The 23,738-nt window shown below is 62.8% G+C and carries 21 protein-coding genes and 1 tRNA gene; 12 read left to right on the top strand and 10 right to left on the bottom strand.

What is annotated here, in order from left to right:
- Window positions 1-216 precede the first annotated feature (216 nt).
- A tRNA-Ile gene (locus OKB81_RS11420) sits at window positions 217-293 on the top strand.
- Window positions 294-340: 47 nt separating this feature from the next.
- Here the strand turns inward: OKB81_RS11420 and OKB81_RS11415 are convergent.
- From OKB81_RS11415 to purH, 6 genes are all read right to left on the bottom strand, one after another.
- The gene (locus tag OKB81_RS11415; protein WP_160839097.1) at window positions 341-811 is read right to left on the bottom strand and encodes a tetratricopeptide repeat protein; all 471 of its coding nucleotides are present in this window, start codon (window positions 809-811) and stop codon (window positions 341-343) included.
- A 147-nt stretch (window positions 812-958) separates the two neighbouring features.
- Window positions 959-3,535: an alpha amylase C-terminal domain-containing protein gene (locus OKB81_RS11410; protein ID WP_270664025.1), complete on the bottom strand. Its 2,577-nt coding sequence runs from the start codon at window positions 3,533-3,535 to the stop codon at window positions 959-961.
- A gap of 266 nt (window positions 3,536-3,801) precedes the next feature.
- Window positions 3,802-4,356: a cytochrome b/b6 domain-containing protein gene (locus tag OKB81_RS11405; protein ID WP_010675613.1), complete on the bottom strand. Its 555-nt coding sequence runs from the start codon at window positions 4,354-4,356 to the stop codon at window positions 3,802-3,804.
- Window positions 4,337-4,711 carry a cytochrome b562 gene (locus OKB81_RS11400; protein ID WP_010675612.1) on the bottom strand — a complete coding sequence of 125 codons (375 nt, stop codon included), beginning with the start codon at window positions 4,709-4,711 and terminating at the stop codon, window positions 4,337-4,339. The genes OKB81_RS11405 and OKB81_RS11400 overlap by 20 nt, the downstream gene beginning before the upstream one ends.
- Before the next feature lie 405 nt (window positions 4,712-5,116).
- Window positions 5,117-6,406 (bottom strand): phosphoribosylamine--glycine ligase, encoded by a 1,290-nt coding sequence (gene purD, locus OKB81_RS11395; RefSeq protein ID WP_041211074.1) that lies wholly within the window; start codon window positions 6,404-6,406, stop codon window positions 5,117-5,119.
- Window positions 6,407-6,512: 106 nt separating this feature from the next.
- Window positions 6,513-8,105: a bifunctional phosphoribosylaminoimidazolecarboxamide formyltransferase/IMP cyclohydrolase gene (gene purH, locus OKB81_RS11390; RefSeq protein WP_010675610.1), complete on the bottom strand. Its 1,593-nt coding sequence runs from the start codon at window positions 8,103-8,105 to the stop codon at window positions 6,513-6,515.
- A 649-nt stretch (window positions 8,106-8,754) separates the two neighbouring features.
- Here purH and zntR point away from each other — a divergent pair.
- From zntR to OKB81_RS11375, 3 genes are all read left to right on the top strand, one after another.
- Window positions 8,755-9,192 (top strand): Zn(2+)-responsive transcriptional regulator, encoded by a 438-nt coding sequence (gene zntR, locus OKB81_RS11385; protein ID WP_010675609.1) that lies wholly within the window; start codon window positions 8,755-8,757, stop codon window positions 9,190-9,192.
- Window positions 9,182-9,718 carry a dihydrofolate reductase family protein gene (locus tag OKB81_RS11380; protein ID WP_010675608.1) on the top strand — a complete coding sequence of 179 codons (537 nt, stop codon included), beginning with the start codon at window positions 9,182-9,184 and terminating at the stop codon, window positions 9,716-9,718. The genes zntR and OKB81_RS11380 overlap by 11 nt, the downstream gene beginning before the upstream one ends.
- A 107-nt stretch (window positions 9,719-9,825) precedes the next feature.
- The gene (locus OKB81_RS11375; RefSeq protein WP_069651880.1) at window positions 9,826-10,044 is read left to right on the top strand and encodes an alternative ribosome-rescue factor A; all 219 of its coding nucleotides are present in this window, start codon (window positions 9,826-9,828) and stop codon (window positions 10,042-10,044) included.
- A gap of 116 nt (window positions 10,045-10,160) precedes the next feature.
- Here the strand turns inward: OKB81_RS11375 and hemW are convergent, their stop codons facing one another.
- Window positions 10,161-11,306, bottom strand: a complete 1,146-nt coding sequence (gene hemW, locus OKB81_RS11370) for a radical SAM family heme chaperone HemW (protein WP_270664021.1) — start codon at window positions 11,304-11,306, stop codon at window positions 10,161-10,163.
- A 133-nt stretch (window positions 11,307-11,439) separates the two neighbouring features.
- The gene (gene rdgB, locus OKB81_RS11365) at window positions 11,440-12,036 is read right to left on the bottom strand and encodes an RdgB/HAM1 family non-canonical purine NTP pyrophosphatase (RefSeq protein WP_005309479.1); all 597 of its coding nucleotides are present in this window, start codon (window positions 12,034-12,036) and stop codon (window positions 11,440-11,442) included.
- A gap of 221 nt (window positions 12,037-12,257) precedes the next feature.
- Here rdgB and OKB81_RS11360 point away from each other — a divergent pair, with 221 nt between their 5' ends.
- From OKB81_RS11360 to OKB81_RS11350, 3 genes are all read left to right on the top strand, one after another.
- Entirely contained in the window at window positions 12,258-13,421 is a 1,164-nt protein-coding gene (locus tag OKB81_RS11360) for a multidrug effflux MFS transporter (protein WP_270805250.1), read from the top strand.
- Window positions 13,422-13,523: 102 nt separating this feature from the next.
- Window positions 13,524-14,573, top strand: a complete 1,050-nt coding sequence (locus OKB81_RS11355) for an oxidoreductase (protein WP_010675603.1) — start codon at window positions 13,524-13,526, stop codon at window positions 14,571-14,573.
- Between the two features lie 306 nt (window positions 14,574-14,879).
- Entirely contained in the window at window positions 14,880-15,125 is a 246-nt protein-coding gene (locus OKB81_RS11350; RefSeq protein WP_160838764.1) for a hypothetical protein, read from the top strand.
- Between the two features lie 80 nt (window positions 15,126-15,205).
- On the opposite strand, the gene OKB81_RS11345 is transcribed toward OKB81_RS11350, so the two are convergent.
- Both OKB81_RS11345 and OKB81_RS11340 read right to left on the bottom strand, forming a co-directional pair.
- Window positions 15,206-15,661, bottom strand: coding sequence for an NfeD family protein (locus OKB81_RS11345; protein ID WP_010675601.1), 456 nt, complete (start codon window positions 15,659-15,661; stop codon window positions 15,206-15,208).
- Window positions 15,658-16,581 (bottom strand): SPFH domain-containing protein, encoded by a 924-nt coding sequence (locus OKB81_RS11340; protein ID WP_029314806.1) that lies wholly within the window; start codon window positions 16,579-16,581, stop codon window positions 15,658-15,660. The genes OKB81_RS11345 and OKB81_RS11340 overlap by 4 nt, the downstream gene beginning before the upstream one ends.
- Before the next feature lie 197 nt (window positions 16,582-16,778).
- Between OKB81_RS11340 and cysG the strand changes: the two genes are divergently transcribed.
- From cysG to cysC, 5 genes are all read left to right on the top strand, one after another.
- A complete protein-coding gene (gene cysG / locus OKB81_RS11335; RefSeq protein ID WP_048208364.1) occupies window positions 16,779-18,203 on the top strand; it encodes a siroheme synthase CysG in 1,425 nt (474 codons plus the stop codon).
- 104 nt (window positions 18,204-18,307) lie between these two features.
- Window positions 18,308-19,276: a sulfate adenylyltransferase subunit CysD gene (gene cysD, locus OKB81_RS11330; RefSeq protein WP_052224733.1), complete on the top strand. Its 969-nt coding sequence runs from the start codon at window positions 18,308-18,310 to the stop codon at window positions 19,274-19,276.
- Window positions 19,277-19,300: 24 nt separating this feature from the next.
- Window positions 19,301-20,728: a sulfate adenylyltransferase subunit CysN gene (gene cysN / locus OKB81_RS11325; protein ID WP_124244532.1), complete on the top strand. Its 1,428-nt coding sequence runs from the start codon at window positions 19,301-19,303 to the stop codon at window positions 20,726-20,728.
- Between the two features lie 4 nt (window positions 20,729-20,732).
- On the top strand, window positions 20,733-22,457 hold the full coding sequence (locus OKB81_RS11320) for an SLC13 family permease (protein WP_042007068.1): 1,725 nt from the start codon (window positions 20,733-20,735) through the stop codon (window positions 22,455-22,457).
- Window positions 22,458-22,804: 347 nt separating this feature from the next.
- On the top strand, window positions 22,805-23,398 hold the full coding sequence (gene cysC / locus OKB81_RS11315; RefSeq protein WP_160838756.1) for an adenylyl-sulfate kinase: 594 nt from the start codon (window positions 22,805-22,807) through the stop codon (window positions 23,396-23,398).
- Window positions 23,399-23,738: the final 340 nt, after the last annotated feature.

Raw genomic sequence — 23,738 nt, 5'->3', positions numbered from 1 at the left:
CATATGGATTTAGGGACTCAGAATACTTTTTTCTGAAAATCAAGGCGGCCTTCCCCGGAAAGCCGCGATGAACCTTTGTTTTATCCGTGCTGGCATGGGCGTGAAGAGGGGTCATGGAACCGCTTGAATATGGATGAAATCTCGCCAAGTGGTTGATCTGACTATGGACGGGGTATCCGCCATCCCCTATAATCCACGCCGCTAACCAGTATCAATGGCCCCTTAGCTCAGTTGGTCAGAGCAGTCGACTCATAATCGATTGGTCGTGGGTTCAAGTCCCCCAGGGGCCACCACTTTCAGACAAAGCCGCTCTTTTGAGCGGCTTTGTCGTTTCTGGCGCTCACCAGCGTCTGTCCAGATCCTCGGCATAGAGTGCCATGGCGCGCCGGTAGGGAAGCAGGGCGGGATCCGTGGTGGTGGTCGCGAGGATCCCCAGCAGCGTCTCCATCCCCTCCTTGCTGCGCCCCAGGTTGTAGCAGGTCATGGCACGAAACACCTTGAACTCCAGGGCATCGGGGAAGCGGGACAGGGCCTCGTCAAAGGTGGCCAGCGCCTCGGCATGACGGCCCGTGGTGCGATAGGAGCTGCCAAGTCCAAGCAGGGCCCCGCGCAGCGACGCCTCGCCAAGCCCCAGCGACACGGCCTTCTGATAGAGCGGAATGGCCTCGGCCTCTCGCCCCAGCATGTCGTGCAGTCCGGCCACTTCGTAATGCAGCTCGGCGTGGGCCGGGTGCGCGATGAGTTGCAGCAGACCGTGCTGACGGGCTTCCTCGATCCGTCCCTCGGCCTTGAGGGTGTTCAACTGTTTCATATGTGCTCCTGCATGGGGATGAAGGATCAGTATGCCTGCCGACAGGCTGGCGGGGAACGGGTCATGGGGCCATGAAAAAGGCCTCCCGCCGATGGCGGGAGGCCTGGTTCGGCGCCGGGGCAAAATGGCCCTAGCGTGTGTCCAGCCTTACTGGGCGCTCAGGCTGTAGGCCAGGGTCTGGTCGTTGAAGCGCACCACATAGGCACCGACCACTGCCGTGGTGATGTCTGCCCCGGCCAGCTCGGCCACGCCATCCTTGTTGGTGTCGCCGTAGTTCTGGGTCCAGTCCCCCTTGACGTCGAACTTGAAGCGCTGGCCACCGTTCCCATCACCGCTGCCGGTGAAGGTGACGCTGGCCTGCCAGAGGTGATCCCCGACCAGGGACATGGGGGTGGTGCCCCAGTTGTTGGTGGTGCCGCGAATGTTGAGGCTGGCGACATTCTTGGCATAGGTGACGCTCACCGGAGTCAGGCTGTATTGCAGTGTCTGATCGTTGAAACGTACCCGGTACTGGCCGATGACCGGGGTGAGGATGTCACTGCCGTTCAGTTCGGCCACGCCGTCCTTGTTGGTGTCGCCGTAGTTCTGGGTCCAGTCCCCCTTGACGTCGAATTTGAAGCGCTGGTTGGTCTGACCGTCGAAGGTGACCAGGGCTTCCCACTGATTGTCGGCGATCAGCGTCATGGCAAGGGATCCCCAGGCATTGGGGGTGCCGCGGAAGTTCAGGGTGGGCAATACGCTGGCGTAGGTGCCGTTGTCGTCGGTGACGGTCACGGTGGCGCTGGCACTGGCGGTCAACCCTTCCGCATCGGTCACGGTGACCGTCACGGTATGGGTACCCGGGGTATCGAACCGGACTGTCTCCGTGGCGGCGGTGCCCCCGCTGGACCAGCTGTAGCTCACCACGCCGCCGTCATCGCTGGAAGCGGAGGCGTCGAACACCACGCTCTCACCCGCCTTGACGTTGAGGGTTTTGGGGGAGAGGGCGGCGATCGGTGCCTGGTTGCTGGTGAGGGGGGTGACCGTGTAGCGCAGATCGCTCTCGCTCAGGGTGATGCGGTAGGTGCCCGCCCCGCTGACCAGGATATCCTTGCTGCTGCCCTTGTCGGCGATGCCATCCCCTTCGTTGTCGCCGTAGTTCTCGGCCCAGTTGCCGAAGACGTCGAACTTGAAGCGCTGGGCACCGGTGGCGTCACCGTTGCCGGTCAGGGTGAGGGTGGCGGACCAGACACGGTTGGCATCGACGGTCATGGGGGTATTGCCCCAGGCGTTGTGGGTACCGCGCAGGTTCATGCTGCTGAACTTGTTGCCCGGCAGGACGGAACCACCGCAGGGGCTGGCCTTGGTGCAACCGGCGATGATGGCGGCCGCCTTCATGCCGGGGACGTTCAGGCTGGCCTTGCCGCTGCCATCGACGGTGACATAACCGCCGCTGCAGTAGTCATTGCCCCCCAGGAGGTTGCAGTACTCGCCGGCCGGCAGGCCGGTCTGCACCGAGGCCACCAGGCTGCCGCTCTCATTGTTGATGGCGACGAAGCCCTTGTCACCGCGGCTGAAGGCTATCTGGTTGTTGCCGTTGTCCCACCAGTTGCTGACGGGCTGGCCTTCGGTCCGGTTGTGGAACAGGGCCATGTTCATGATGGTCGGTCGGCGCTGTTCGCAGTTCCACTGGCTGTCCGTGCAGGGTGTGCTGCCCGGCGCCCCCTTGTCGGTTTCATAGGTACCCATGTTTTCAAAGCGATAGCCCGACATCACCTGCTTCCAGCCATAGGGCCAGGCCATCATGAAGGTGTTGGCCAGATCGTAGCGGGCACCGCTCATGAAGGTGAGCATGCCGCCACCGCCGTGGCCGCGTTCGCGGTCGTGGTTGACCACGAAGACGAAGGCCTTGTTGGAGGGGAGCAGGCCCCAGCTCTCGCCCAGGGTCTTGAGGTTCTTGATCTGGCCGTTGAAGTTGGCGGCGAGATCGGTGCCGTATTTGAAGTCGGTGACGGTGTCGATATAGGTGTAGCGGCCCGGCTGAATATCGGGGGACTCCCCGCCTGCGCCGATCACCTCCAGGTAGGCCCTGGGGCTGCCCGCCTTGTCGAGGATGGCCTTCACATCGGCCGGCGCCATGTGCTTGGCCGCATCGATGCGAAAGCCCGCCACGCCCCAGCCGAGCAGGGTCTTCATGTAGGTGGCGATCTGATCCTGGACGTAGGATGAGCCGGTATTGAGGTCCGGCATGCCGTAGAGGGCGCCGTTCCAGACGTTGTTGCTGTCGCCGTAGTTGGTGATGTCGCCGCTGTGATGGAAGTCGTTGTAGCCGAACTGGGGATACTGGTATTGCCCCGAGTTGTAGCTGCCGCCGCCGGTGGCGGTGCCCGAACCCGATGCCAGCTGGTTGAAGACGGCGTCGGCATAGACCTTGACCCCGGCCGCGTTGCAGCGGGCGATCATGCTTCTGAGCTCTGCCTCGCTACCGCCGAAGCTGTTGAAATTCTTGAAGCTGACCGGTTGATAGACGGTCCACCAGACCTGGCTGCCCTGCTTGTGCTCGGCGGGTGGGGTGATCTGGACGCCACCGAACCCCTTGGGCCCGAGCACGGTCTCGCACTCGTTGGCGATGTCGTTGAACTTCCATTGGAACAGGTGAACCATGACCCCTTCGGCGCTGGCAGTGTGGCTGAAAGAGCCGAGTGCCGCCGCCAGCAGGGCGGTTCGAAACAGTGTGTTGTGCATGACGATTTTCCCTTCGATCTTGTTATTGACGTATCACTGTCGTGTAGTCGAACGGACAACAAACAACCTCGTCCAGCTCCGTAGCATTCATGAAATCGACGTGGTTGAAAATCGAACAAGCTGAATTAATTAAGAAATGTGAATGAAAATGCTTTCATGCTATTCGGTGGCAGCAGGAGGGGGCAGAGGGGAGCAGATCGGTACGAGATCCCGTCAAGCGGGTAGCGAAGGGGATGAACAGGGGCCCCGCAGGGCCCCGTGAACGTTCAGACGTTGGGTTCCTGCTGCCCGGCACTGGCCCGGGCACGACGCCCTGGCAGCATGCGGGTGACCAGGTTGCTGCGCTGGCGCCAGGAGGTGTAGGCGATGGCGCACAGGTGCAGGGCGATCATGCCCTGGAGTGCCCAGGTGCACCACTCGTGCCAGTCGTCCGCCCCCAGATCGAAGCCGGTCTCGGTGTTCTGGAACCAGCCGGTCCCTGCGGTGGCGAGTACCAGCAGCCAGAGTGCCCAGACCGCCAGCTTGCCGCTGCCGTGATGGCCCGGGGTGGGCGGGGTCCGTTCGCGCAGGGCGTCGGCCTGATGGCGAAAATCCTCCCGGCTCGGGATGAGGGCACGCAGGCGGGCGTGGCCGCGAGCGAAGGTGAGCCCCCACAGCAGGCGTATGCCGATGAGCACCATGACGGCGTATCCCATCCGCTCGTGCCACTCCTCGCCCGCCTCGTTGAGCCAGAGATTGCCGATACAGATGGCCGCCACACCCCAGTGGGTGAGGCGCACCAGAGCATCCCAGTGGAAGGGATCAGCCTTTTTGCTTGGCATAGTTGTGGTACTCCTTCTTCAGGTCGTTGACCTTGGCCAGGTGCTCGCGCGCCTTGGCTTCGTCACCGGCCTGGAGGGCTGCCAGGCTGGCATCCAGCTCGGTCTGCACTTCGGTCATGCCTTCCAGGAACTTCTCCTTCTTGGCGGCGGGCATGTTCTTGCCCTTGGCGACGTCCAGCTGGGCCTTCATCTCCTTGATGTATTTCTCCATGGTGGCCGCGTCGTCGGCCTTGACGGCCTGCTTGTAGTTGAAGCCGATCTTCTTCATCGGCTGCTCCAGATCGCCGGCCATGGCAGGCAGGGCCATCAGGCCAAACATCAGGGGCAGCAGCAGGGGACGCACAGTTTTCAGCATGGGATTTCCTTATGAGACGACGAGATTGCAGGTTGTTATAGCACTCATTTGAGTGCGGTTTCACGCATCATGATGCCATGAAAGGGCGATCATTGTATGAAGAAAGTGCGACCAATTGTGACGAATTGTGTAGGGGATTGCTGTGGGAATGTAGCCGAAAGAGAACGGCCACCGGATCTCGCCTCCGGCAGGGATACAAGGGCGCGCATCTGGTCCGGGAAGGGGCTCGCAGGCAGTGAATCATGCTGCCATTATTTATCACACATCGGTTTTTTAAAGTCAGGTGAGTTTTTCAGGTGTTTTTGTTTTTGAAAGTCATCATCCATGGACGATTTCACTGCCAGAGCAGGTGCTGTGCAACAAAAAAAGGGCCCGCAGGCCCTTTGAGTGATCGGGATCCGGCCCTTATTCGGCCTGCTCGCGCTCAATGGCACGCCAGCCGATGTCCTTGCGATAGAAGATGCCGTCCCACTGGATGCGACCAGCGAGGGCATAGGCCCGCTGCTGGGCTTCCTGCACCGTGTGGCCGAGGGCGGTGGCGCACAGCACGCGACCACCCTGGGTCAGGCTGGTGTGTCCTTCCAGGCGGGTGCCTGCATGGAACACCTTCTCCCCTGCCACTTCGTCCACCGGCAGGCCACTGATGGGGTGGTTGCTGGTGTAGTCGCCGGGATAGCCACCCGCTGCCAGCACCACGCCGATGGCGGCACGGGGGTCATAGACGGCTTCCTTCTGATCCAGCTGGCCGGCACAGGCGGCGAGGCAGAGATCCACCAGATCGGACTGCATCCGCAGCATGATGGGCTGGGTTTCGGGGTCGCCGAAGCGGCAGTTGAACTCGATCACCTTGGGGTTGCCCTCGGCATCGATCATCAGGCCGGCGTAGAGGAAGCCGGTGTAGACGTTGCCCTCGGCCGCCATGCCGCGCACGGTCGGCATGATCACCCGCTCCATCACGCGCTGGTGCACTTCGTCGGTCACCACGGGCGCCGGGGAGTAAGCCCCCATGCCGCCGGTGTTGGGGCCGGTGTCGCCGTCGAAGGCGCGCTTGTGATCCTGGCTGGTGGCCATGGGCAGCACGTGCTCGCCGTCCACCATCACGATGAAGCTCGCCTCTTCCCCGTCCAGGAACTCTTCGATCACCACCCGGGCGCCGGCATCGCCGAAGGCATTGCCGGAGAGCATGTCACGCACCGCCGCTTCCGCCTCGTCGAGGGTCATGGCGACGATCACCCCTTTGCCGGCGGCCAGACCGTCGGCCTTGATGACGATGGGGGCGCCCTTCTCGCGCAAATAGGCCAGCGCCGGCTCCACCTCGGTGAAGTTCTGGTAATCGGCGGTGGGGATGGCGTGGCGGGCCAGGAAGTCCTTGGTGAAGGCCTTGGAGCCTTCCAGCTGGGCAGCGGCGGCGGTCGGGCCGAAGATGGTCTGATCGGCGGCGCGGAAGGCATCGACTACCCCTTTCACCAGGGGGGCTTCCGGTCCGACGATGGTGAGGCCGATCTGGTTCGCCTTGGCGAAGGCCAGCAGGCCCTCGATGTCGGTGGCCTGGATGGCGACGTTCTCGATGCCCGGCTCAAGCTGGGTGCCCGCATTGCCCGGTGCCACGAAGACCTGGGTCACCAGGGGGGAGTGTTTGGCCTTCCAGGCCAGGGCGTGTTCACGGCCGCCGTTGCCAATGATCAGTACTTTCATCGTCTCGCTCGCTTCTGTCTGAGTTCACTGGCGCTGCGGTGGCAACCTGCCAGTGGAAAGGATCCGGTGCTAAAGAGGCAGGGCCGCCATCGGCGGCCCTGGGCTGTCAGTGACGGAAATGACGCATGTTGGTGAACACCATGCACATGCCGTGTTCGTTGGCGGCGTCGATCACCTCCTGGTCGCGCATCGAGCCACCTGGCTGGATGACGCAGGAGATGCCCGCGGCAGCGGCGGCATCGATGCCGTCGCGGAACGGGAAGAAGGCGTCGGAGGCCATGACGGAACCCGCCACGGTCAGCCCTTCATCCTCGGCCTTGATGCCGGCGATCTTGGCAGAGTAGACGCGGCTCATCTGGCCGGCTCCCACGCCGATGGTCTGGCCGTTCTTGGCGTAGACGATGGCGTTGGATTTGACGAACTTGGCGACCTTCCAGCAGAACAGCAGATCCTGCAACTCGGCCTCGGTGGGCTGACGCTGGCTGACCACGGTCAGATCCCCGAGCGTCACCATGCCCAGATCGCGCTCCTGCACCAGCAGGCCGCCGTTGACGCGCTTGAAGTCAAAGCCTTGCGCCGGGGCAGTCCACTGGCCGCACTCCAGCAGGCGCACGTTCTGCTTGGCGGCGACCGCCTCGCGGGCTGCCTGGCTGATGCTGGGGGCGATGATCACTTCCACGAACTGGCGGGCGACGATGGCCGCGGCGGTCTCGCCGTCCAGTTCGCGGTTGAAGGCGATGATGCCGCCAAAGGCCGAGGTGGGGTCGGTCTGGTAGGCGCGATCGTAGGCTGCCAGCAGGTCGTCACCGATGGCGACGCCGCAGGGGTTGGCATGCTTGACGATGACGCAGGCCGGTTCGCTGAACTCCTTCACGCACTCCAGCGCCGCATCAGTGTCGGCAATGTTGTTGTAGGAGAGGGCCTTGCCCTGCAGCTGGATGGCGCTTGCTACCGAGCCCGGCGCGGCCTGCTCTTCGGCGTAGAAGGCGGCAGCCTGGTGGCTGTTCTCGCCATAGCGCATGTCCTGCTTCTTGATGAACTGGCTGTTGAAGGTGCGGGGGAAGCGGGACTCTTCGTCGCCTTCCTTGTTTTCGCCGTAGGAGGGCACCAGGGTGCCGAAGTAGTTGGCGATCATGCCGTCGTAGGCGGCGGTGTGCTCGAAGGCGGCGATGGCCAGATCGAAGCGGGTGGAGAGGGTCAGGCTGTTGCCGTTGCCATCCATCTCGGCGATGACGCGGTCATAGTCGGAGGCCTTGACGACGATGGTGACGTCCTTGTGGTTCTTGGCAGCGGAGCGGACCATGGTCGGGCCGCCGATGTCGATGTTCTCGACGGCGTCTTCCAGGGTGCAACCGGCTTTGGCCACGGTGGCGGCGAAAGGATAGAGGTTGACGACGACCATGTCGATGGGGGAGATAGCGTGCTCGGCCATGATGGCGTCATCCCGGTCGCGACGGCCGAGAATGCCGCCGTGTACCTTGGGATGCAGGGTCTTGACCCGGCCGTCCATCATCTCGGGGAATCCGGTGTAGTCGGACACCTCGGTCACCGGCAGGCCCGCATCGGCCAGCAGCTTGGCGGTACCACCGGTGGAGAGCAGGGCCACACCACGTGCATCGAGTGCCTTGGCAAATTCCAGGATGCCAGTCTTGTCAGACACACTCAGCAGTGCACGGCGAATGGGTCGAGCTTGTTCCATCACACTATCGTCCTCAGCATAACGGGGACCGTTCCATGGGAGGCGAGGCTCAACACACAGAGAGTCCCCAAATAAATGGAAGTGGGGGATTTCGCAAACCACTCTCGCCCGGGGCGGCCGTTGGCAAAAGCGTTTTAGGAAATGCCCGCTTGACGCGACGCTCTCTTGTGGGCGCGTATTCTACACAAAAAATGTGACCTGTGGTGGATTTTTTAAAGAGACAAACCCTTGTGGGATGCGGCGTTAAACGTTTTCTGGTGAATTTTTGTGAAACGTTTGTCTTTTCAGTGTTTTGGGGATAAATGGCCGGCAAGTGGGCAATGCTGTTCACTTAAGAGAATTTGAGTTCCAGTCCACGTAGTATCAGGGCTAAAAAATGAGGGAGGCATGATGCCTCCCTCTTTCTATTGCAAGCCACGCTGGATAAAGGCTGAAGGAACATCGACTGGAAACAGCCTTGCTCCCCCAACTCAAGTCGCATTTATGAATAATTAGTCAAAAATGTGCTTATCTGAACAGCATTGCGGCAAGTGGGGGGTTAGCTGCTGCTTTCCTGCCTTTGACTGGTAATCGCCGGGCAAAGAGGTGATAGTGGAGGCCGGTTTATATTGAGTACCATGTCGGGAATGTCATGCGGGGGGAGAGGACCATGTATCGGATCGGTGAACTGGCCAAGGCGTGCGGGGTGAAGGCCGACACCCTGCGCTTTTATGAGAAGAACGGCCTCATCTCGCCGGGCATTCGCAACGAATCCGGCTATCGCCTCTACGGGGAGCAGGACAAGCGGCGGCTGGAGTTCATCATCCGCGCCAAGTCGGTGGGCTTCTCCCTCGCGGACATCGGCGAGCTGCTTGCCCTCGACACCAACAAGGCCAAGGTCACCTGCCAGGAGGTGAAGGCGGTGGCTGACACCAAGCTCGAACAGGTGGAGCAGAAGCTCCTGGAGCTGACCCGTTTTCGCGAGAACCTGAAGGCCCTCTCCGACATCTGCTGCGGCGGCCCGCGCTCGGCGGAGCACTGCGCCATCCTCGAGACCCTGGAGTCCGGCGCCCCTTCCCGCCACGAGCATCACGACCATGAGCACTGAGCTGCGTCGGCCCCGGGTCTCCGCCTTTCTCGCCCTCTCCCTCGACGGTTTCATCGCCGGGGAGGGGGGCGATCTGGCATGGCTGGCCCCCTATGGTGGCGACGGGCCGGAGGAGACCGGCTACAGCGCCCTGATGGCGAGCGCGGACACCCTGCTGATGGGGCGCAACACCTACGATATCGTGAGCGCCTTTCCCGAGTGGCCCTACGGGGACAAGCCGCTGGTGGTACTGACCCACAGGCCCGCCGACCCCCGTCCTCGGGTCTCCTTCCGGCAGGGGGCGCTGGCGCAGGTGCTGGACGAGTTGTGGCAGGGGGGAAGCCGTCACCTCTATCTGGATGGCGGGGAGCTGGTGAGGCAGGGTCTGCAGGGGGCCCTGGTGGACGAGCTGACCCTGTTCTGGGTGCCGGTCACCCTGGGGGGCGGGATCCCGCTCTTTACCGGGCCTCTCCCCGCAGGGTTGAGACCGGTGTCGAGCGCCGTGCTGCCAAGCGGCCTGGTGCGGGTTATCTATCACCCCGCCTGACAGCTTGCACGGGGGAGGCAAGAGGCGCACAATCGGCGCGTTTTTCGCCATCTGCCCTTCCAGGCAGGGACGATAGGCAAACACGACACCCCCATCAAGGAGCCCATATGGCCAAGAAGAAGGTGACCTGTGTCACCGCCGAACCCGCCTGCGAACATCAGCGCGGCACCATTCAGGACAACCACCTCAAGGCACTGGTGACCTCCCCCCTGTTCCAGGCCCGGGTCGAGCCGAGCAAGAAGGGCAAGGGCAGCTATCAGCGCAAGGCCAAGCACGGCAAGCGGTGGGAGCCCGGCCAACAGCAGATGGCAAGCGTCTGCTGCTGAGCGGGTTTCTGCCGCAAGGCATCAGTTAACACAATCAGGGCGCCAATGGCGCCCTGATTGTTTTTCTATTCGTTGGTGCTGATTCACTCTCTTGCCGCAAGAGAGTGAACCCGTATTCACTCGTCCATAAAGAGCTCGAGCAGCACGTTGAGATAGCGATGGCCGAGGGGGGTGAGCTGCCAGCTGTCGCCGAGATCCTCGATTAGCTCCTTGCTCTGGGCGATGGTCAGCATGGTTTCTACCCGCTCCAATTCAAGGCCGGTGTAGGCCTCGAACTCCGCCTTGGGGGCGGGCTCGAACAGTCTGAACCTGTTCATGAAGTATTCCAGGGGCAGATCGTCCGCCGCTACCTGCCACTGCTCGTCCAGATAGGGGCGGCTCGGGTCCAGATATCCCTTGGGATGCTTCACCTTGGCGGTGCGCAGGATCTGCTGGTTCGCGAGATCTGTCACCTTGCCGTGGGCGCCGCAGCCGATCCCCAGATAGTCGCCGAAGCGCCAGTAGTTGAGATTGTGGCGGCACTGGTAGCCCGCCTTGGCATAGGCCGAGATCTCGTACTGCTGATAGCCCTTGGCGGTCAGCATGGCGTGGCCCTGCTCGTAGATCTCCCACAGGGTGTCATCTTCCGGCAGGGTGGGCGGCTTGGAGGCAAACGCCGTGTTCGGCTCTATGGTGAGCTGATACCAGGAGAGGTGCGGCGGCGCGCAGTCGATGGCCTGCTGCAGGTCATAGAGTGCGTCCTCCAGGCTCTGATCCGGCAGGCCGTGCATCAGATCCAGGTTGAAGGTGGGAAGCGCGATGGCGTGAGCCAGTTCGGCGGCCTTGCGCGCCTCTTCCGGGCCATGGATGCGGCCGAGGCGGGTCAGCTTCTCCTGCTGGAAGCTCTGCACCCCGATGGAGATGCGGTTGATGCCGGCCCGCTGGAAGCCGGCGAACTTGTCCGCCTCCACCGTGCCCGGGTTGGCCTCCATGGTGATCTCGCAGTCCGCAGTGAGTTCGATACGTGCGCGCACCTCGTCCAGCAGCGCTTGCATGGCTTCCACGGAGAGCAGACTCGGCGTGCCGCCGCCGATAAAGATGGAGGAGAGGGAGCGCCCCTGAGCCCAGTGCAGATCTTGCTCCAGATCCTCCAGCAGGGCGGCCACATACTCGAGGTGGGGCAGCTCCCCCTTCTGGGCGTGGGAGTTGAAGTCGCAGTAGGGGCACTTCTGGACACACCAGGGCACGTGGATATAGAGGGAGAGGGGCGGCAGTTGCAGCATGGGGTTTCCAGTATTCAACAATCAAAAGGGGTCGGGTTGCCCTTGTCGTCGATGACAACGGGCCGGGGCGCCGCGAACGAAACGGGGGCCGACGGCCCCCATTGTAGATGACAACGCGGCGGGAGACAGCGCTTTAGTTGACCGCCGCCAGGGCCGCTTTCAGCTTGGCCAGCGCCTGGCCGCGATGGCTGAGCTGGTTCTTGAGCTCGGCCGGCATCTGGGCCGAGGTGCAGTCGTGATCGGGCACGAAGAACACAGGGTCATAACCAAAGCCGTGCTGACCGCGCGGCTCGTCGATGATCATCCCCTCCCAGCTGGCCTGGCAGATGATGGGGGTAGGATCGTCGGCGTGGCGCATGTAGACCAGCACGCACCAGAAGCGGGCGCTCTTGAGATACTCGGGGGCCCCTTTCAGCTCGCCCAGCAGCTTGTCGATGTTCTCCTTGTCGCTGGCACCGGCGCCGGCAAAGCGGGCGGAGTAGACGCCGGGGCGGCCGTGCAGCAGATCCACTTCCAGGCCGGAGTCGTCGGCAACCGCCGGCAGGCCGGTGACGCGGGCGGCGTGGCGGGCCTTGATGATGGCATTCTCGACGAAGGTGGTGCCGGTCTCGTCGGCATCGGAGACCGCAAACTCGCTCTGTGGGATCACCTGGATCTTCATATCGGCCAGCATGGCGGCCAATTCTTTCACCTTTTTCTGGTTCCCTGTTGCCAGGACAAGCTTGTTCATCGAGCACCTCCGCAAAAATAATCTGCGCATTCTATGCGGGGCTGGCGCCCAGGAAAAGCGCCAATTGCCCTGGATCACCCTCGCCGGTGTCATGGCAAGATGTGGATAAAATGAATGTTTCCTGAATGGAATAACAGAAGTGATTAAATACCATTTCAATTCATTACTGTGAGTCAGTAGACTCGCGCCCCAATCCATTTCCCCATGCCACGAGGTGACTGATGCCATTGATTCTTCTGCTTGTACTCCTGGTGCTGTTCAGTCCGCTGGCCATCGACATCTACCTGCCCGCCATTCCGCAGATGGCCGAGCAGCTGGGCGCCGAGGTGACCCTGATGCAGGGCACCATTACCTGGTTCCTGTTCAGCATGGGACTGGGGCAACTGTTGGTGGGGCCGCTGGCCGACCGCTACGGCCGCAAGCCCATCGCCCTCGGCGGCGTGCTGCTCTACGGTCTGAGCGCCCTGGGTGCCGGTTTTGCCGCCAGCCTCGGCGAGCTGATGCTGGCGCGGGTGCTGCAGGGCCTCGGCGCCTGTGCCACCTCGGTGGCCGCCTTCTCGGTGGTACGTGACAGCTACGGCCCCAAGAAGAGCGGTCAGATGATCTCCTACCTGAACGGTGCCATCTGTTTCATTCCGGCGCTGGCCCCCCTGCTCGGTGGCTGGCTCACCGCCAAGGCGGGCTGGTCGGCCAACTTCTGGTTTATGGCCGGTTATGCGGTCATCGTCGGCAGCTGGCTGCTGTGGCGGATGCCGGAAACCCGTCCGGAAGAGACCCGCAGCGGCGGCCCGCTCATCAGCTGGTCGCGCTACAGCCCGGTGCTGCGCTCCCCGAGCTTCCTGTTCAACGCGGCGCTGTGCATGCTGGCGATGGCGGTGATCCTGGCCTATGTCACCGCGGCGCCGGTGCAACTGATGGTGAGGCTGGGGCTGGACATGAGCGGCTTCAGCTACTGGTTTGCGGCTAACGCGGCGCTCAACATCCTGGCCTGCTTCCTGGCACCCCGTTTCATCGCCAGAGTGGGGCCAAGACGCACCCTGCGCATCGGTCTGCTGGTGCTGCTGCTCTCCGCCATCTCCCTGAGCCTGTCGATGCACATCGATCATCCGCTGGCCATGATGGGCCCGGTGTTCCTCTCCAGCATCGGCTTTGCCATGATCCTGGGCTCGGCCGCCGGCATGGCGCTGGCACCGTTCGGTCACTGCGCCGGTACCGCCACCGCCCTGCTCGGCCTGTTCCAGATGAGCGGCTCCGGTGCGCTGGTGGGCTTTATCGGCGCGCTGATGCACGACCCGCTGAACCAGCTGGCGCTGCACATGTGGCTGTTGCTGCCCCCGCTGGTGGTGCTGATGACCCGCCAGGGTCGCCGCTTGTGTTTGCAATAAATCCTGTGCTCTGATGAGCACACTCAGGGGGCCTTGAGCCCCCTTCTCTTTTTCAGGCGACCCGCCTGCCTCGCATGATCACAGACCCGTGGAGAAAACCGGATGAGCCACACAATCAACGCCGCCCTGGTGGGATACGGCTTCGCAGGACAGACCTTTCACGCCCCCTTCCTGGCCACGACCCCGGGCCTGACCCTGCGCTGGGTGGTGAGCCGGGATGCCGCCAAGGTTCAGGCCGCGTTGCCCGGCACCCGGGTCGGCACCCTGGAGCAGGTGCTGGCCGATGACAGCCTCGATCTGGTGGTGATCGCCACCCCCAACGACACCCATGCCCCCATCGCTCGCGAGGCCCTGCTGGCGGGCAAGCACGTGGTGATCGACAAGCCGTTCGCCCTGGATCTGGCCGAAGCGAAGGCGCTGGTCGAGTTGGCGGAGAAGCAGCAACGGCTGCTCAGCATCTTCCACAACCGACGCTGGGACGGGGATTTCCTCACGGTGCGCCGTCTGCTGGCGGAGGGGGCGCTGGGGCAAGTCGCCCAGTTCGAATCCCACTTCGACCGTTATCGCCCCGAGGTGCGCCAGCGCTGGCGCGAGGCGGGCGGCCCGGGCTCCGGTCTCTGGTTCGATCTCGGCCCTCATATCCTGGATCAGTCGCTCCAGCTGTTCGGCCAGCCGGACTGGTTGCAGGCGGATCTGGGCAAGCAGCGCCCCGGGGCCCTGGCGGACGACTACTTCCATGTGGTGCTGGGTTATGGCGAGATGCGGGTCATTCTGCACGGCAGTTGTCTGGTGTCGGCCGTGATGCCCCGCTTCGTGGTGCACGGCAGTCAGGGCTCCTTCATCAAGTTCGGCATGGACGTGCAGGAAGAGCAGCTCAAGGAGGGCAAGCGGCCTCCGGCGGCGGACTGGGGCGTGGATCCCGCCCCCGGCCAGCTCAGCCAGATCCGGGACGGTCAGCTCCTGCAGCAGACCGTGGCCGGCGAGGCGGGGGATTACGGCGCCTACTATCGCGGTGTCTGCGCCGCCATCCGGGGAGAAGGGGAGAACCCGGTGCCGGCCGACGAGGCCCTGGCGGTGATGGCCTTGCTGGACCTGGCCCGGGAGAGCGATCAGCAGGGGCGGCGCCTGCCTTGTCAGAAGTTGTCTGACTGACGGTGTAATCCGGCAGCGCCGAGAGCCTGACAGAAAGACAATGTCTGACTGGCAATCGTCAGGTAATTGGCGATTTGTTGTGCGAATCTGATGATGAATTGGTGTTTTATATTAATATTTGTCGTTGCAGCAGTGTTTCTTATCATTCCAACGAGAAAATATCATTGTGATACGCGTTTTCATCGGCCGCATATGGGGATATATTTCGCGCGCCTTCGGGCTCCAGCGGCCGGTGTGCCGACAGGAGCCGGGGCGTACAGTGATGGTCCCTGCACCATCTCTCCATCTTTTTTTGAGGGTATGCACATGAACAAAGTACTGGTAGCCGGTATCCTGGGTCTGATGTTGACCGCCTGTGGTCAGAAAGAAGAAGCTGCCGCTCCGGCTGCGACCCCGGCCGCAGACGTTGCTGCCACTGTCGAGAAAGCCGCTAGCGAAGCGTCTGCTACCGTCGAGAAGGCTGCTTCCGAAGCTTCCGCTACTGTCGAGAATGCTGCCGCTGACGTGGCCACCAAGGCTGAAGCTGCCGTGAGCGATGCCAAGGCCAACTAAGCCAGCACCTCATTGAAAAACGGGCCCGGCGCACTTGCGCCGGGCCCGTTTTTTTATGGCCATGGCGGGGCGTTGCCCGGTCAGCCGAGGGGTTCCACCAGCAGGATGTGGGAGTCGGCCCCCACCACCTTGACCCGGCTGCCGGCCGGCAGCGGCGCGTTGCAGCGCACCGTCCAGACGGTGTCGTCCAGATGCACCCGGCTCATCCCCTGGCTGACCTCGTCCAGCAGGGTCAGCTCGCGGCCCATGTAGCTTTGCATCCGCTCGTTGATGGGAGCGGCGGCATCCAGCCCGGAGCGATCCCGGCGATGCTGCCAGCGCCACCAGGCCCAGGTGGTGAGCAGGGATTGCAGGGCGAAGAGCAGCAACTGCGCCTGCCAGCCGAAGGGCCAGACCAGCAGCAAGAGCCCCACCTCCAGGGCGGCGATGCCGGTCCAGAGCAGGAAGCCCACCGACCCCATCACCTCGATGGCCAGCAGCACGAAGCCGAGCCCCAGCCAGTGCCAGTGGGTCAGCCCCTCGAACAGGGCTGTCATGATTTGCCCGCCTTGCCGTCTTTGTTGAACAGCTCGGCCATGCCCGCCACCGAGCCTATCAGGCTGCCCGCTTCCAGGGGCATCATGATGATCTTGCTGTTGGGGCCTTCACCGATGCGGGCCAGGGCCTCGGTGTATTTCTGGGCCACGAAGTAGTTGATGGCCTGCATGTCGCCCTCGGCGATCGCCTGGGAGACCATGTGGGTCGCCTTGGCTTCCGCCTCGGCGGCCCGCTCCCGCGCTTCGGCGGCGAGGAAGGCGGCCTGACGCTCACCCTCGGCTTTCAGGATCTGGGACTGCTTCTCCCCCTCGGCCTTCAAGATCTTGGACTGGCGCACCCCTTCGGCCTCCAGCACCTCGGCCCGCTTCTGGCGCTCGGCCTTCATCTGGGCATTCATGGCTTCCACCAGGGCGAGGGGCGGGCGCACATCCTTGATCTCGATCCGGGTCACCTTGATGCCCCAGGGGGCGGTGGCGGCATCCATGGTGCGCAGCAGCTTCTCGTTGATGGTGTCGCGCTGGGAGAGCATTTCGTCCAGCTCCATGGCGCCGAGCACGGTCCGCATGTTGGTCATGGTGAGATTGCGGATGGCACTGGTGAGATCGTTGACCTCGTAGCCCGCCTTGCGGGCATCCACCACCTGCACGAAGCTGATGGCGTCGATGGTGACGTTGGCGTTGTCCCGGGAGATCACCTCCTGGGCCGGGATGTCCAGCACCTGCTCCATCATGATGATCTTGTGGCCGATGCGGTCGATGTAGGGGATCAGCAGGTTGAGGCCCGGGGAGAGGGTGCGGGTGTAGCGGCCGAAGCGCTCCACGGTCCAGTTGTAACCCTGGGGCACTATCTTGATGCCGGCACTCAGGGTGGCGAGTACCAGGAATATGAAGATCCCCAATACAATCAATGACTCATTCATGATTAAGCTCCTTATGAAACACTTTCACTAGCCTAGGGTCTGGTGCCATCCACCACAAGCAGATTCGCTTCTCTATTGCCGCCACACGGCTTTACTAATTACCAAAACGCATTAAAGAGCATTTTTTATTATTTTGAGGGATAAGCGCTCCTGCCTATAGTCTCCCCAGATGTCGCGATGCCGAGGAGCGGGCCCTGATGGATTATTTACCTATGTTTGCCAGGTTGGAAGGCCGCCCGGTACTGCTGGTGGGCGGGGGCGAGGTTGCCCTGCGCAAGGCGCGCCTGCTGCTGGCGGCAGGTGCCCGGATCACCCTGGTCTCTCCCGCGCTCGAGCCCGAGTTCCATGAATTTGCCGGTCGCTTCACCCATGTGGCGGCGCGTTTCGACCCGGCCCACCTGGCAGGGCAGATCCTGGTGGTGGCCGCGACCGACGATCTCGAGGTCAACGCCCTGGTCTACCAGAGCGCCACCGAGCGCGGTCTGTTCGTCAACCTGGTGGATGACCCCGAGCGCTCCAGCTTTATCTTTCCCTCCATCATCGATCGCAGCCCCATCGTGGTGGCTGTCTCCAGCGGCGGCAAGGCCCCCGTGCTGGTGCGCCTGTTGCGTGAGCGGCTCGAGAGCCTGCTGCCCCGCCATCTTGGCGGTCTGGCGGAGCTCTCCGGTCGGGTGCGCCGCCGGGCCAAGCAGGTGCTGGCCTCCCTCTCCGATCGCCGCCGCTTCTGGGAGCGCGCCTTTGCCTCCAACACCCTGGCCGGTCTGATTGAGAAAGCCGATTGGCAGGGTGCCGAGCAGTGGCTGAACGAGGGACTGGACAAAGCCCGTACCGAAGTGGGAGAAGTGGTGCTGGTAGGGGCGGGCCCGGGGGATCCTGGCCTGCTGACCCTCAAGGCGCTGCAACAGATCCAGCAGGCCGAAGTGGTGCTCTATGACCAGCTGGTCTCCCCCGAGATCCTGGACCTGGTGCGCCGCGACGCCACCCTGGTGTCGGTCGGCAAGAAGGCGGGTGCCCACAGCGTGCCCCAGGAAGAGACCAATCGCCTGCTGGTGGAATACGCCAAAGCGGGCAACCGGGTGGTGCGCCTCAAGGGGGGCGATCCCTTCATGTTCGGCCGTGGCGGCGAGGAGCTGGAAGTGCTGGCCGAGGAGGGCATTCCCTTCTCCGTGGTGCCCGGCATCACCGCCGCCGCCGGTGCCACCGCCTATGCGGGCATTCCGCTCACCCACCGCGACCATGCCCAGAGCGCCGTCTTCATCACCGGCCACTGCCAGAAGGAGGGCAAGGAGCCCGACTGGCAGCAGCTTGCGGCCACCAACCAGACCCTGGTCATCTACATGGGGCTGATGCGCTCCGAGCATATCCAGCAGCAACTGGTAAGCCATGGCCGACGCGCCGCCACCCCCATCGCCATCATCGAGCGGGGCACCACGGCCCGCCAGCGGGTGCTGACCGGCACCTTGGCGGATCTGGCCGAACTGGCCCAGCAGGCGGTGAGCCCGTCGCTTATCGTCATCGGTGAAGTGGTGGCCCTGCGCCAGCAACTCGCCTGGTTTGGCGAACAGGGGCAAGGGCAGGAAGCAGAAAGCGGCCACGAGCTCAAGCTGGTGAGCCTGGCCTGAGAGGCGAGACCCGAATCGATTTGACGGTGCGGCCATGGCGGCACCGAACTGAACCAACACCGCGCCCCGAGCAGGTGCGATAGCAATGAACCGAGGACCCAGACATGGACCGTGAAAGACTGACCCAACTGCAGCCATCCGATGCACAGAGCATCCGTGCAGGTGTCACCCGCGAGCGACTGACTCACCTGCAGCAACTGGAAGCCGAGAGCATCCATATCATCCGCGAGGTGGCCGCCGAATTTGAAAACCCGGTGATGATGTACTCCATCGGCAAGGACTCCTCCGTCATGCTGCACCTGGCCCGCAAGGCCTTCTATCCGGGCAAGATCCCCTTCCCCCTGCTGCACGTGGACACCAACTGGAAGTTCAAGGAGATGATCAAGTTCCGGGACGAGACCGCCAAAAAGTTCGGGCTGGATCTCATCGTCCACAAGAACCCGGACGGTCTGGCCATGGACATCAACCCCTTCGTGCACGGCAGCAGCAAGCACACCGACATCATGAAGACCGAGGGGCTCAAGCAGGCGCTCAACAAATACGGCTTCGACGCCGCCTTCGGTGGTGCCCGTCGCGACGAGGAGAAATCCCGCGCCAAGGAGCGCGTCTACTCTTTCCGCGACAAGTCCCACCGCTGGGATCCGAAGAACCAGCGCCCGGAGCTGTGGCGCGTCTACAACAGCCAGGTCAACAAGGGGGAGAGCATCCGTGTCTTCCCGCTCTCCAACTGGACCGAGCTGGACATCTGGCAATACATCTATCTCGAGAACATCGACATAGTCCCGCTCTACTTCGCGGCCATGCGCCCCGTGGTGGATCGCGGCGGCATCAAGATCATGGTGGATGACGATCGCATGCCCATCGGCCCGGAAGACGAAGTGAAGCAGGAGCTGGTGCGCTTCCGTACCCTCGGCTGCTACCCGCTGACCGGGGCCATCGAATCCAATGCCACCACCCTGCCGGAGATCATCGAAGAGATGCTGATCACCACCTCGAGCGAGCGGCAAGGGCGGCTCATCGACCACGATCAGGCCGGCTCCATGGAGCAGAAGAAGCGTCAGGGCTATTTCTAAAAAAATGTTCTAAGGAATCGCAACATGAACAACCACATTCAGACCGCCATCAGCGAACAGGGCATTGAAGCCTACCTGCACGCCCAGCAGCACAAGAGCCTGCTGCGTTTTCTCACCTGCGGCAGCGTGGACGACGGCAAGAGCACCCTCATCGGCCGCCTGCTGCACGACTCCCAGCAGATCTATGAAGATCAGCTCAAAGCACTGGAGTCCGACAGCCAGAAGCTCGGCACCACCGGCGAGAAGCTGGACCTGGCCCTGCTGGTGGACGGCCTGCAGGCGGAGCGCGAGCAGGGCATCACCATCGACGTGGCCTACCGCTATTTCTCCACCGCCAAGCGCAAATTCATCATCTCGGACACCCCGGGCCATGAGCAGTACACCCGCAACATGGCCACCGGCGCCTCCACCTGCGATCTGGCCATCATCCTGATCGACGCCCGCAAAGGGGTGCTGGATCAGACCCGCCGTCACAGCTTTATCGCGAGCCTGCTCGGCATCAAGCAGTTCGTGGTGGCAGTGAACAAGATGGACCTGGTGGAGTTCAGCCAGGAGGTGTTCGATCGCATCAGTGCCGATTACCGCGAGTTCGCCAAGAAGCTCAGCGTCGACACCATCCACATCGTGCCGGTCTCGGCCCTGGACGGTGACAACGTGGTGAACCCGAGCGACAAGCTGGCCTGGTATCAGGGCGAGACCCTGCTCTCCTTGCTGGAGTCTGCCGAAGTGGAGCGCGAGCTGGAGCGTCACCCGGTGCGCCTGCCGGTGCAGTACGTGAACCGCCCCAACCTCGATTTTCGCGGCTTCGCGGGGACGCTCGCCTCCGGCATCCTGCGGGTGGGCGACAAGCTTGCCGTGCTGCCGTCCGGCAAAGAGAGCACGGTGACCCGCATCGTCACCTTCGACGGGGATCTGGAGTACGCCCTGCCGGGTCAGGCCATCACGGTCACCTTCGCGGACGAAATCGACATCAGCCGGGGCGACCTGCTGGTGGATGCGGCGAAAAAGCCCCAGGTGACCCAGAACGTGCTGGCTCACATCGTCTGGATGGGGGAAGAGTCCCTGCAACCGGGCCGGGTCTATGACGTCAAGCTTGCCACCAAGAAGAGCCGTGGCCAGGTGGAGGCCATCCGCCACCGCATCGAGATCAACAAGCTCGACGAGCTGCCCGCCTCCGAGCTCAAGCTCAACGAGATCGGCCTGTGCGAATTCAGCCTGACCGACCCGGTGGCGTTCGACCCCTACAAGGAGATCCGCGACACCGGCAGCTTCATCCTCATCGACCGGCTGACCAACGTCACCGTCGGTGCCGGCATGATAGTGGAAGGGCTGGCGGCCAAGGCGGTGGCAGGGCAATACAGCGAGTTCGAAGTGGAGCTCAACGCCTTGGTGCGCAAGCACTTCCCCCACTGGCAGGCGCTGACCATCAGCAACGATTCCGGCAAGGAGTAAGCCCATGACCTGGCAACAATCCCTGGTGCTGGGTCTGCTGGCTGCCCTCGTCGCCCTGCTGATCCAGGGCAAACTCCGGCCGGCGCTGCTCTTCTCGGGCGCCGTGCTCATCACCTACCTGAGCGGCCTGGCGGACATCAACGCCGTGGTGGCGGGCTACACCAACAGCGCCCTGCTGACCCTGGTGTTGCTGCTGCTGGTGTCGCTCGCGGTGGAGAAGACCCGGGTCATGAGCTGGTTTGCCAACCTGGTGGGCACCGGCTCCTTCAACAAGGTGCTGGTGAAGGTGTGGTTTTCCACCGCCTTCCTGTCGGCGTTCGTCAACAACACCGCCGTGGTGGCGTCCATGCTGGGGGCGGTCAAGCGCAACCCCAACCATGCGCCCTCCCGGCTGCTGTTGCCCATGTGCTTCGCGGCGACCTTTGGCGGCGTGCTGACCCTGATCGGCACCTCCACCAACCTCATCGTCAACAGCTTCCTCATCAAGATGGGGGCCAAGCCGCTCGGCATGTTCGACTTCTTCATGGTGGGGGCGGGGACCCTGCTGACCGGCCTCATCGCCGTGCTGCTGTTTGCCCGCCACCTGCCGGAGCAGGACACCGAGATGAGCCGGGAATCCGGCTATTTTCTCGAGGCCAAGGTGGGCCCCGGCTCGCCCATGGCCGGGCGCAGCGTCAAGGAGAACGGCCTGCGCAGCCTCAAAAGCCTCTATCTGGCCGAGATCATCCGGGGCAACCAGGTGATTTGCCCGGTGCAGCCGGAACACGAGCTGCACGAGGGGGACATGCTGCTGTTCTGTGGCGACGTGGAGAGCGTCGGCGTGTTGCAGGAGCTCAAAGGGCTGGATCTCTACGGCCAGCACCGCCTCAACGGCCAGCACCTGGTGGAGGTGATCGTCAGCCACAGCTCGCGCCTGGTGGGGCAGACCATCAAGGATGCGGAGTTTCGTACCCACTTCGATGCGGTGGTGCTGGCGGTGCGCCGGGGCGAGACCCAGCTCACCGGCGGCCTCGGCCAGATTGAACTGCACGCAGGGGATACCTTGCTGCTGGCCCCCGGCCCCAAGTTTGCGGGCAACAAGTCCCTCTCCCGGGAGTTCGTGGTGGTGAGCGGGCTGGAGGCCTCCACCCGGCTCGATGCCACGCGCAGCGCCGCCGTGGTGGCGGGGTTCCTCGGGGTGCTGACCCTGTCGGTGCTCGATTTGGTGCCGCTCTTCAAGGGGCTGCTGGTGATGCTGGTGGTGCTGCTGTTTTCACGCATCCTGACCCTGGACGAGATCCGCCGCCGCTTTCCCCTGGATATCTGGCTGGTGGTGGGCGGGGCGCTGGCCATCGCCGATCAGCTGGAGAAGAGCGGCCTGGCCAAGCTCATCGCCGACTGGCTGATGGGGGAGTTCAACGGCGCCAGTCCCTTTATCGCCTTCGTGGGGATCTATCTGTTTACCCTGGTGCTGACGGAGCTGATGAGCAACAACGCGGCGGCGGCCCTGGCCTTCCCCATGGGATTCCAGCTGGCGCTCAGCATGGATGTCTCCACCATGCCGTTCATTCTGGCGGTGCTGTTCGGGGCGAGTTCCAGCTTTATCCTGCCCTACGGCTACCAGACCAACCTGATGGTCTATGCGGCGGGCAACTACAAGATGCCGGATTATCTCAAGCTGGCCCTGCCGGTCTCCCTGGCCTACAGCATCGGGGTGATCGTCATGGTGCCCCTGCTGTTTCCGTTTTAAGGTCTGATACCGGGGGATGTGTTAAGGGCTGCTTATGTTAACGCGGCTTTTATCAAGGCTGCTTATGATACAGGGGAGTGCCAGGGCACTGGCATCCAGGCGTGAGCGCCAATCAGGGGGGGTTGCATGCGCAATATCAGGGCATCAGCATTTTGCCGCCTCATGGTGCGAGGCGGCTCCCCGAGGTAGCGGACAGTTTTCAGTATTGCGGCGTGAGCGCCAATCAAGGAGTGTTGGATGAGCAATGCCATGGCATCAGCACGTTGTCGGCTGATAGTCCGAGGCGGCTCCCCGCGGTGCCGGACAGTTTAAGTTTTGAGGCGTGAGCGCCAATCAAGGAGTGTTGGATGAGCAATATCGTGTGGCATCAGCATGCCGTCGACAAACAGAGCCGGGCCGAGCAGAAGGGGCAAAAGCCCCTGGTGATCTGGTTCACCGGGCTCTCCGGGGCGGGCAAGTCCACCCTGGCGGGGGCGCTGGAGCAGGCCCTGACCGCCTCGGGCAAGCACACCTACCTGCTGGATGGGGACAATGTGCGCCACGGCCTGTGCGGCGATCTCGGCTTCGATGACGCCGCCCGCCAGGAGAATATCCGCCGGGTCGGCGAAGTGGCAAAACTGATGGTGGATGCGGGCCTTATCGTCCTCACCGCCTTTATCTCGCCGTTCCGTGCCGAGCGGCAACTGGTGCGCAATCTTGTGGGTGAAGGGGAGTTTGTCGAGGTGTTTGTCGATGCCCCCCTTAGCGTGTGTGAAGAGCGTGACCCCAAGGGGCTCTACAAGAAGGCGAGGGCGGGGGAAATTCGCAATTTCACCGGTATCGACTCCGCTTACGAGGCACCCGAGCAGCCGGAAATCCATCTGCTGAACGCCGGCAAGCCGGTGGATGCGCTGGTGGATGAGCTGCTGACCGCCCTGCGGCAGCGGGGGTTGATTGACTAAGGTCGGTTGTCAGCGTCGAATTTTGATAAACAGGGGGGCGTTTGCCCCTTTGTCTATTGCTGGCTGAACTTGGGCGCAATAAACGTGAAAATAAAGGATTCCCTCCGCAGATTAGCTCTATATTGTCGAGCGCCTCTAATTCTCCCTGATAAAGTTCCGACAGTGTTGGTCAAAGGGATTGCATTTACTTCCATCTCTCGAAATTCCTGTCTCACGACACTGCATTGTTGCCTCAGTGCAGGTGGTCAAGGAAAAGAAAATCTGCAGGGCCGACGCATGATCATTCTTTGCGCTAGTTGATCAAGTATCGATCAGTTGAGCGGCGCCAAGTACGATTTTA

Origin of the sequence: Aeromonas sp. QDB56, assembly GCF_027705505.1 — a bacterium.
GTDB classification, from domain to species: Bacteria; Pseudomonadota; Gammaproteobacteria; order Enterobacterales; family Aeromonadaceae; genus Aeromonas; species Aeromonas caviae.
Note: the sequence above shows the minus strand (reverse complement) of the source record. Positions and strands in the feature narration are given on the sequence as shown.

Coding starts and splice junctions, on each gene's coding strand:
- OKB81_RS11415 (WP_160839097.1), bottom strand. CDS start 811: ATGAAACAGTTGAACACCCTCAAGGCCGAGGGACGGATCGAGGAAGCC.
- OKB81_RS11410 (WP_270664025.1), bottom strand. CDS start 3,535: ATGCACAACACACTGTTTCGAACCGCCCTGCTGGCGGCGGCACTCGGC.
- OKB81_RS11405 (WP_010675613.1), bottom strand. CDS start 4,356: ATGCCAAGCAAAAAGGCTGATCCCTTCCACTGGGATGCTCTGGTGCGC.
- OKB81_RS11400 (WP_010675612.1), bottom strand. CDS start 4,711: ATGCTGAAAACTGTGCGTCCCCTGCTGCTGCCCCTGATGTTTGGCCTG.
- purD (WP_041211074.1), bottom strand. CDS start 6,406: ATGAAAGTACTGATCATTGGCAACGGCGGCCGTGAACACGCCCTGGCC.
- purH (WP_010675610.1), bottom strand. CDS start 8,105: ATGGAACAAGCTCGACCCATTCGCCGTGCACTGCTGAGTGTGTCTGAC.
- zntR (WP_010675609.1), top strand. CDS start 8,755: ATGTATCGGATCGGTGAACTGGCCAAGGCGTGCGGGGTGAAGGCCGAC.
- OKB81_RS11380 (WP_010675608.1), top strand. CDS start 9,182: ATGAGCACTGAGCTGCGTCGGCCCCGGGTCTCCGCCTTTCTCGCCCTC.
- OKB81_RS11375 (WP_069651880.1), top strand. CDS start 9,826: ATGGCCAAGAAGAAGGTGACCTGTGTCACCGCCGAACCCGCCTGCGAA.
- hemW (WP_270664021.1), bottom strand. CDS start 11,306: ATGCTGCAACTGCCGCCCCTCTCCCTCTATATCCACGTGCCCTGGTGT.
- rdgB (WP_005309479.1), bottom strand. CDS start 12,036: ATGAACAAGCTTGTCCTGGCAACAGGGAACCAGAAAAAGGTGAAAGAA.
- OKB81_RS11360 (WP_270805250.1), top strand. CDS start 12,258: ATGCCATTGATTCTTCTGCTTGTACTCCTGGTGCTGTTCAGTCCGCTG.
- OKB81_RS11355 (WP_010675603.1), top strand. CDS start 13,524: ATGAGCCACACAATCAACGCCGCCCTGGTGGGATACGGCTTCGCAGGA.
- OKB81_RS11350 (WP_160838764.1), top strand. CDS start 14,880: ATGAACAAAGTACTGGTAGCCGGTATCCTGGGTCTGATGTTGACCGCC.
- OKB81_RS11345 (WP_010675601.1), bottom strand. CDS start 15,661: ATGACAGCCCTGTTCGAGGGGCTGACCCACTGGCACTGGCTGGGGCTC.
- OKB81_RS11340 (WP_029314806.1), bottom strand. CDS start 16,581: ATGAATGAGTCATTGATTGTATTGGGGATCTTCATATTCCTGGTACTC.
- cysG (WP_048208364.1), top strand. CDS start 16,779: ATGGATTATTTACCTATGTTTGCCAGGTTGGAAGGCCGCCCGGTACTG.
- cysD (WP_052224733.1), top strand. CDS start 18,308: ATGGACCGTGAAAGACTGACCCAACTGCAGCCATCCGATGCACAGAGC.
- cysN (WP_124244532.1), top strand. CDS start 19,301: ATGAACAACCACATTCAGACCGCCATCAGCGAACAGGGCATTGAAGCC.
- OKB81_RS11320 (WP_042007068.1), top strand. CDS start 20,733: ATGACCTGGCAACAATCCCTGGTGCTGGGTCTGCTGGCTGCCCTCGTC.
- cysC (WP_160838756.1), top strand. CDS start 22,805: ATGAGCAATATCGTGTGGCATCAGCATGCCGTCGACAAACAGAGCCGG.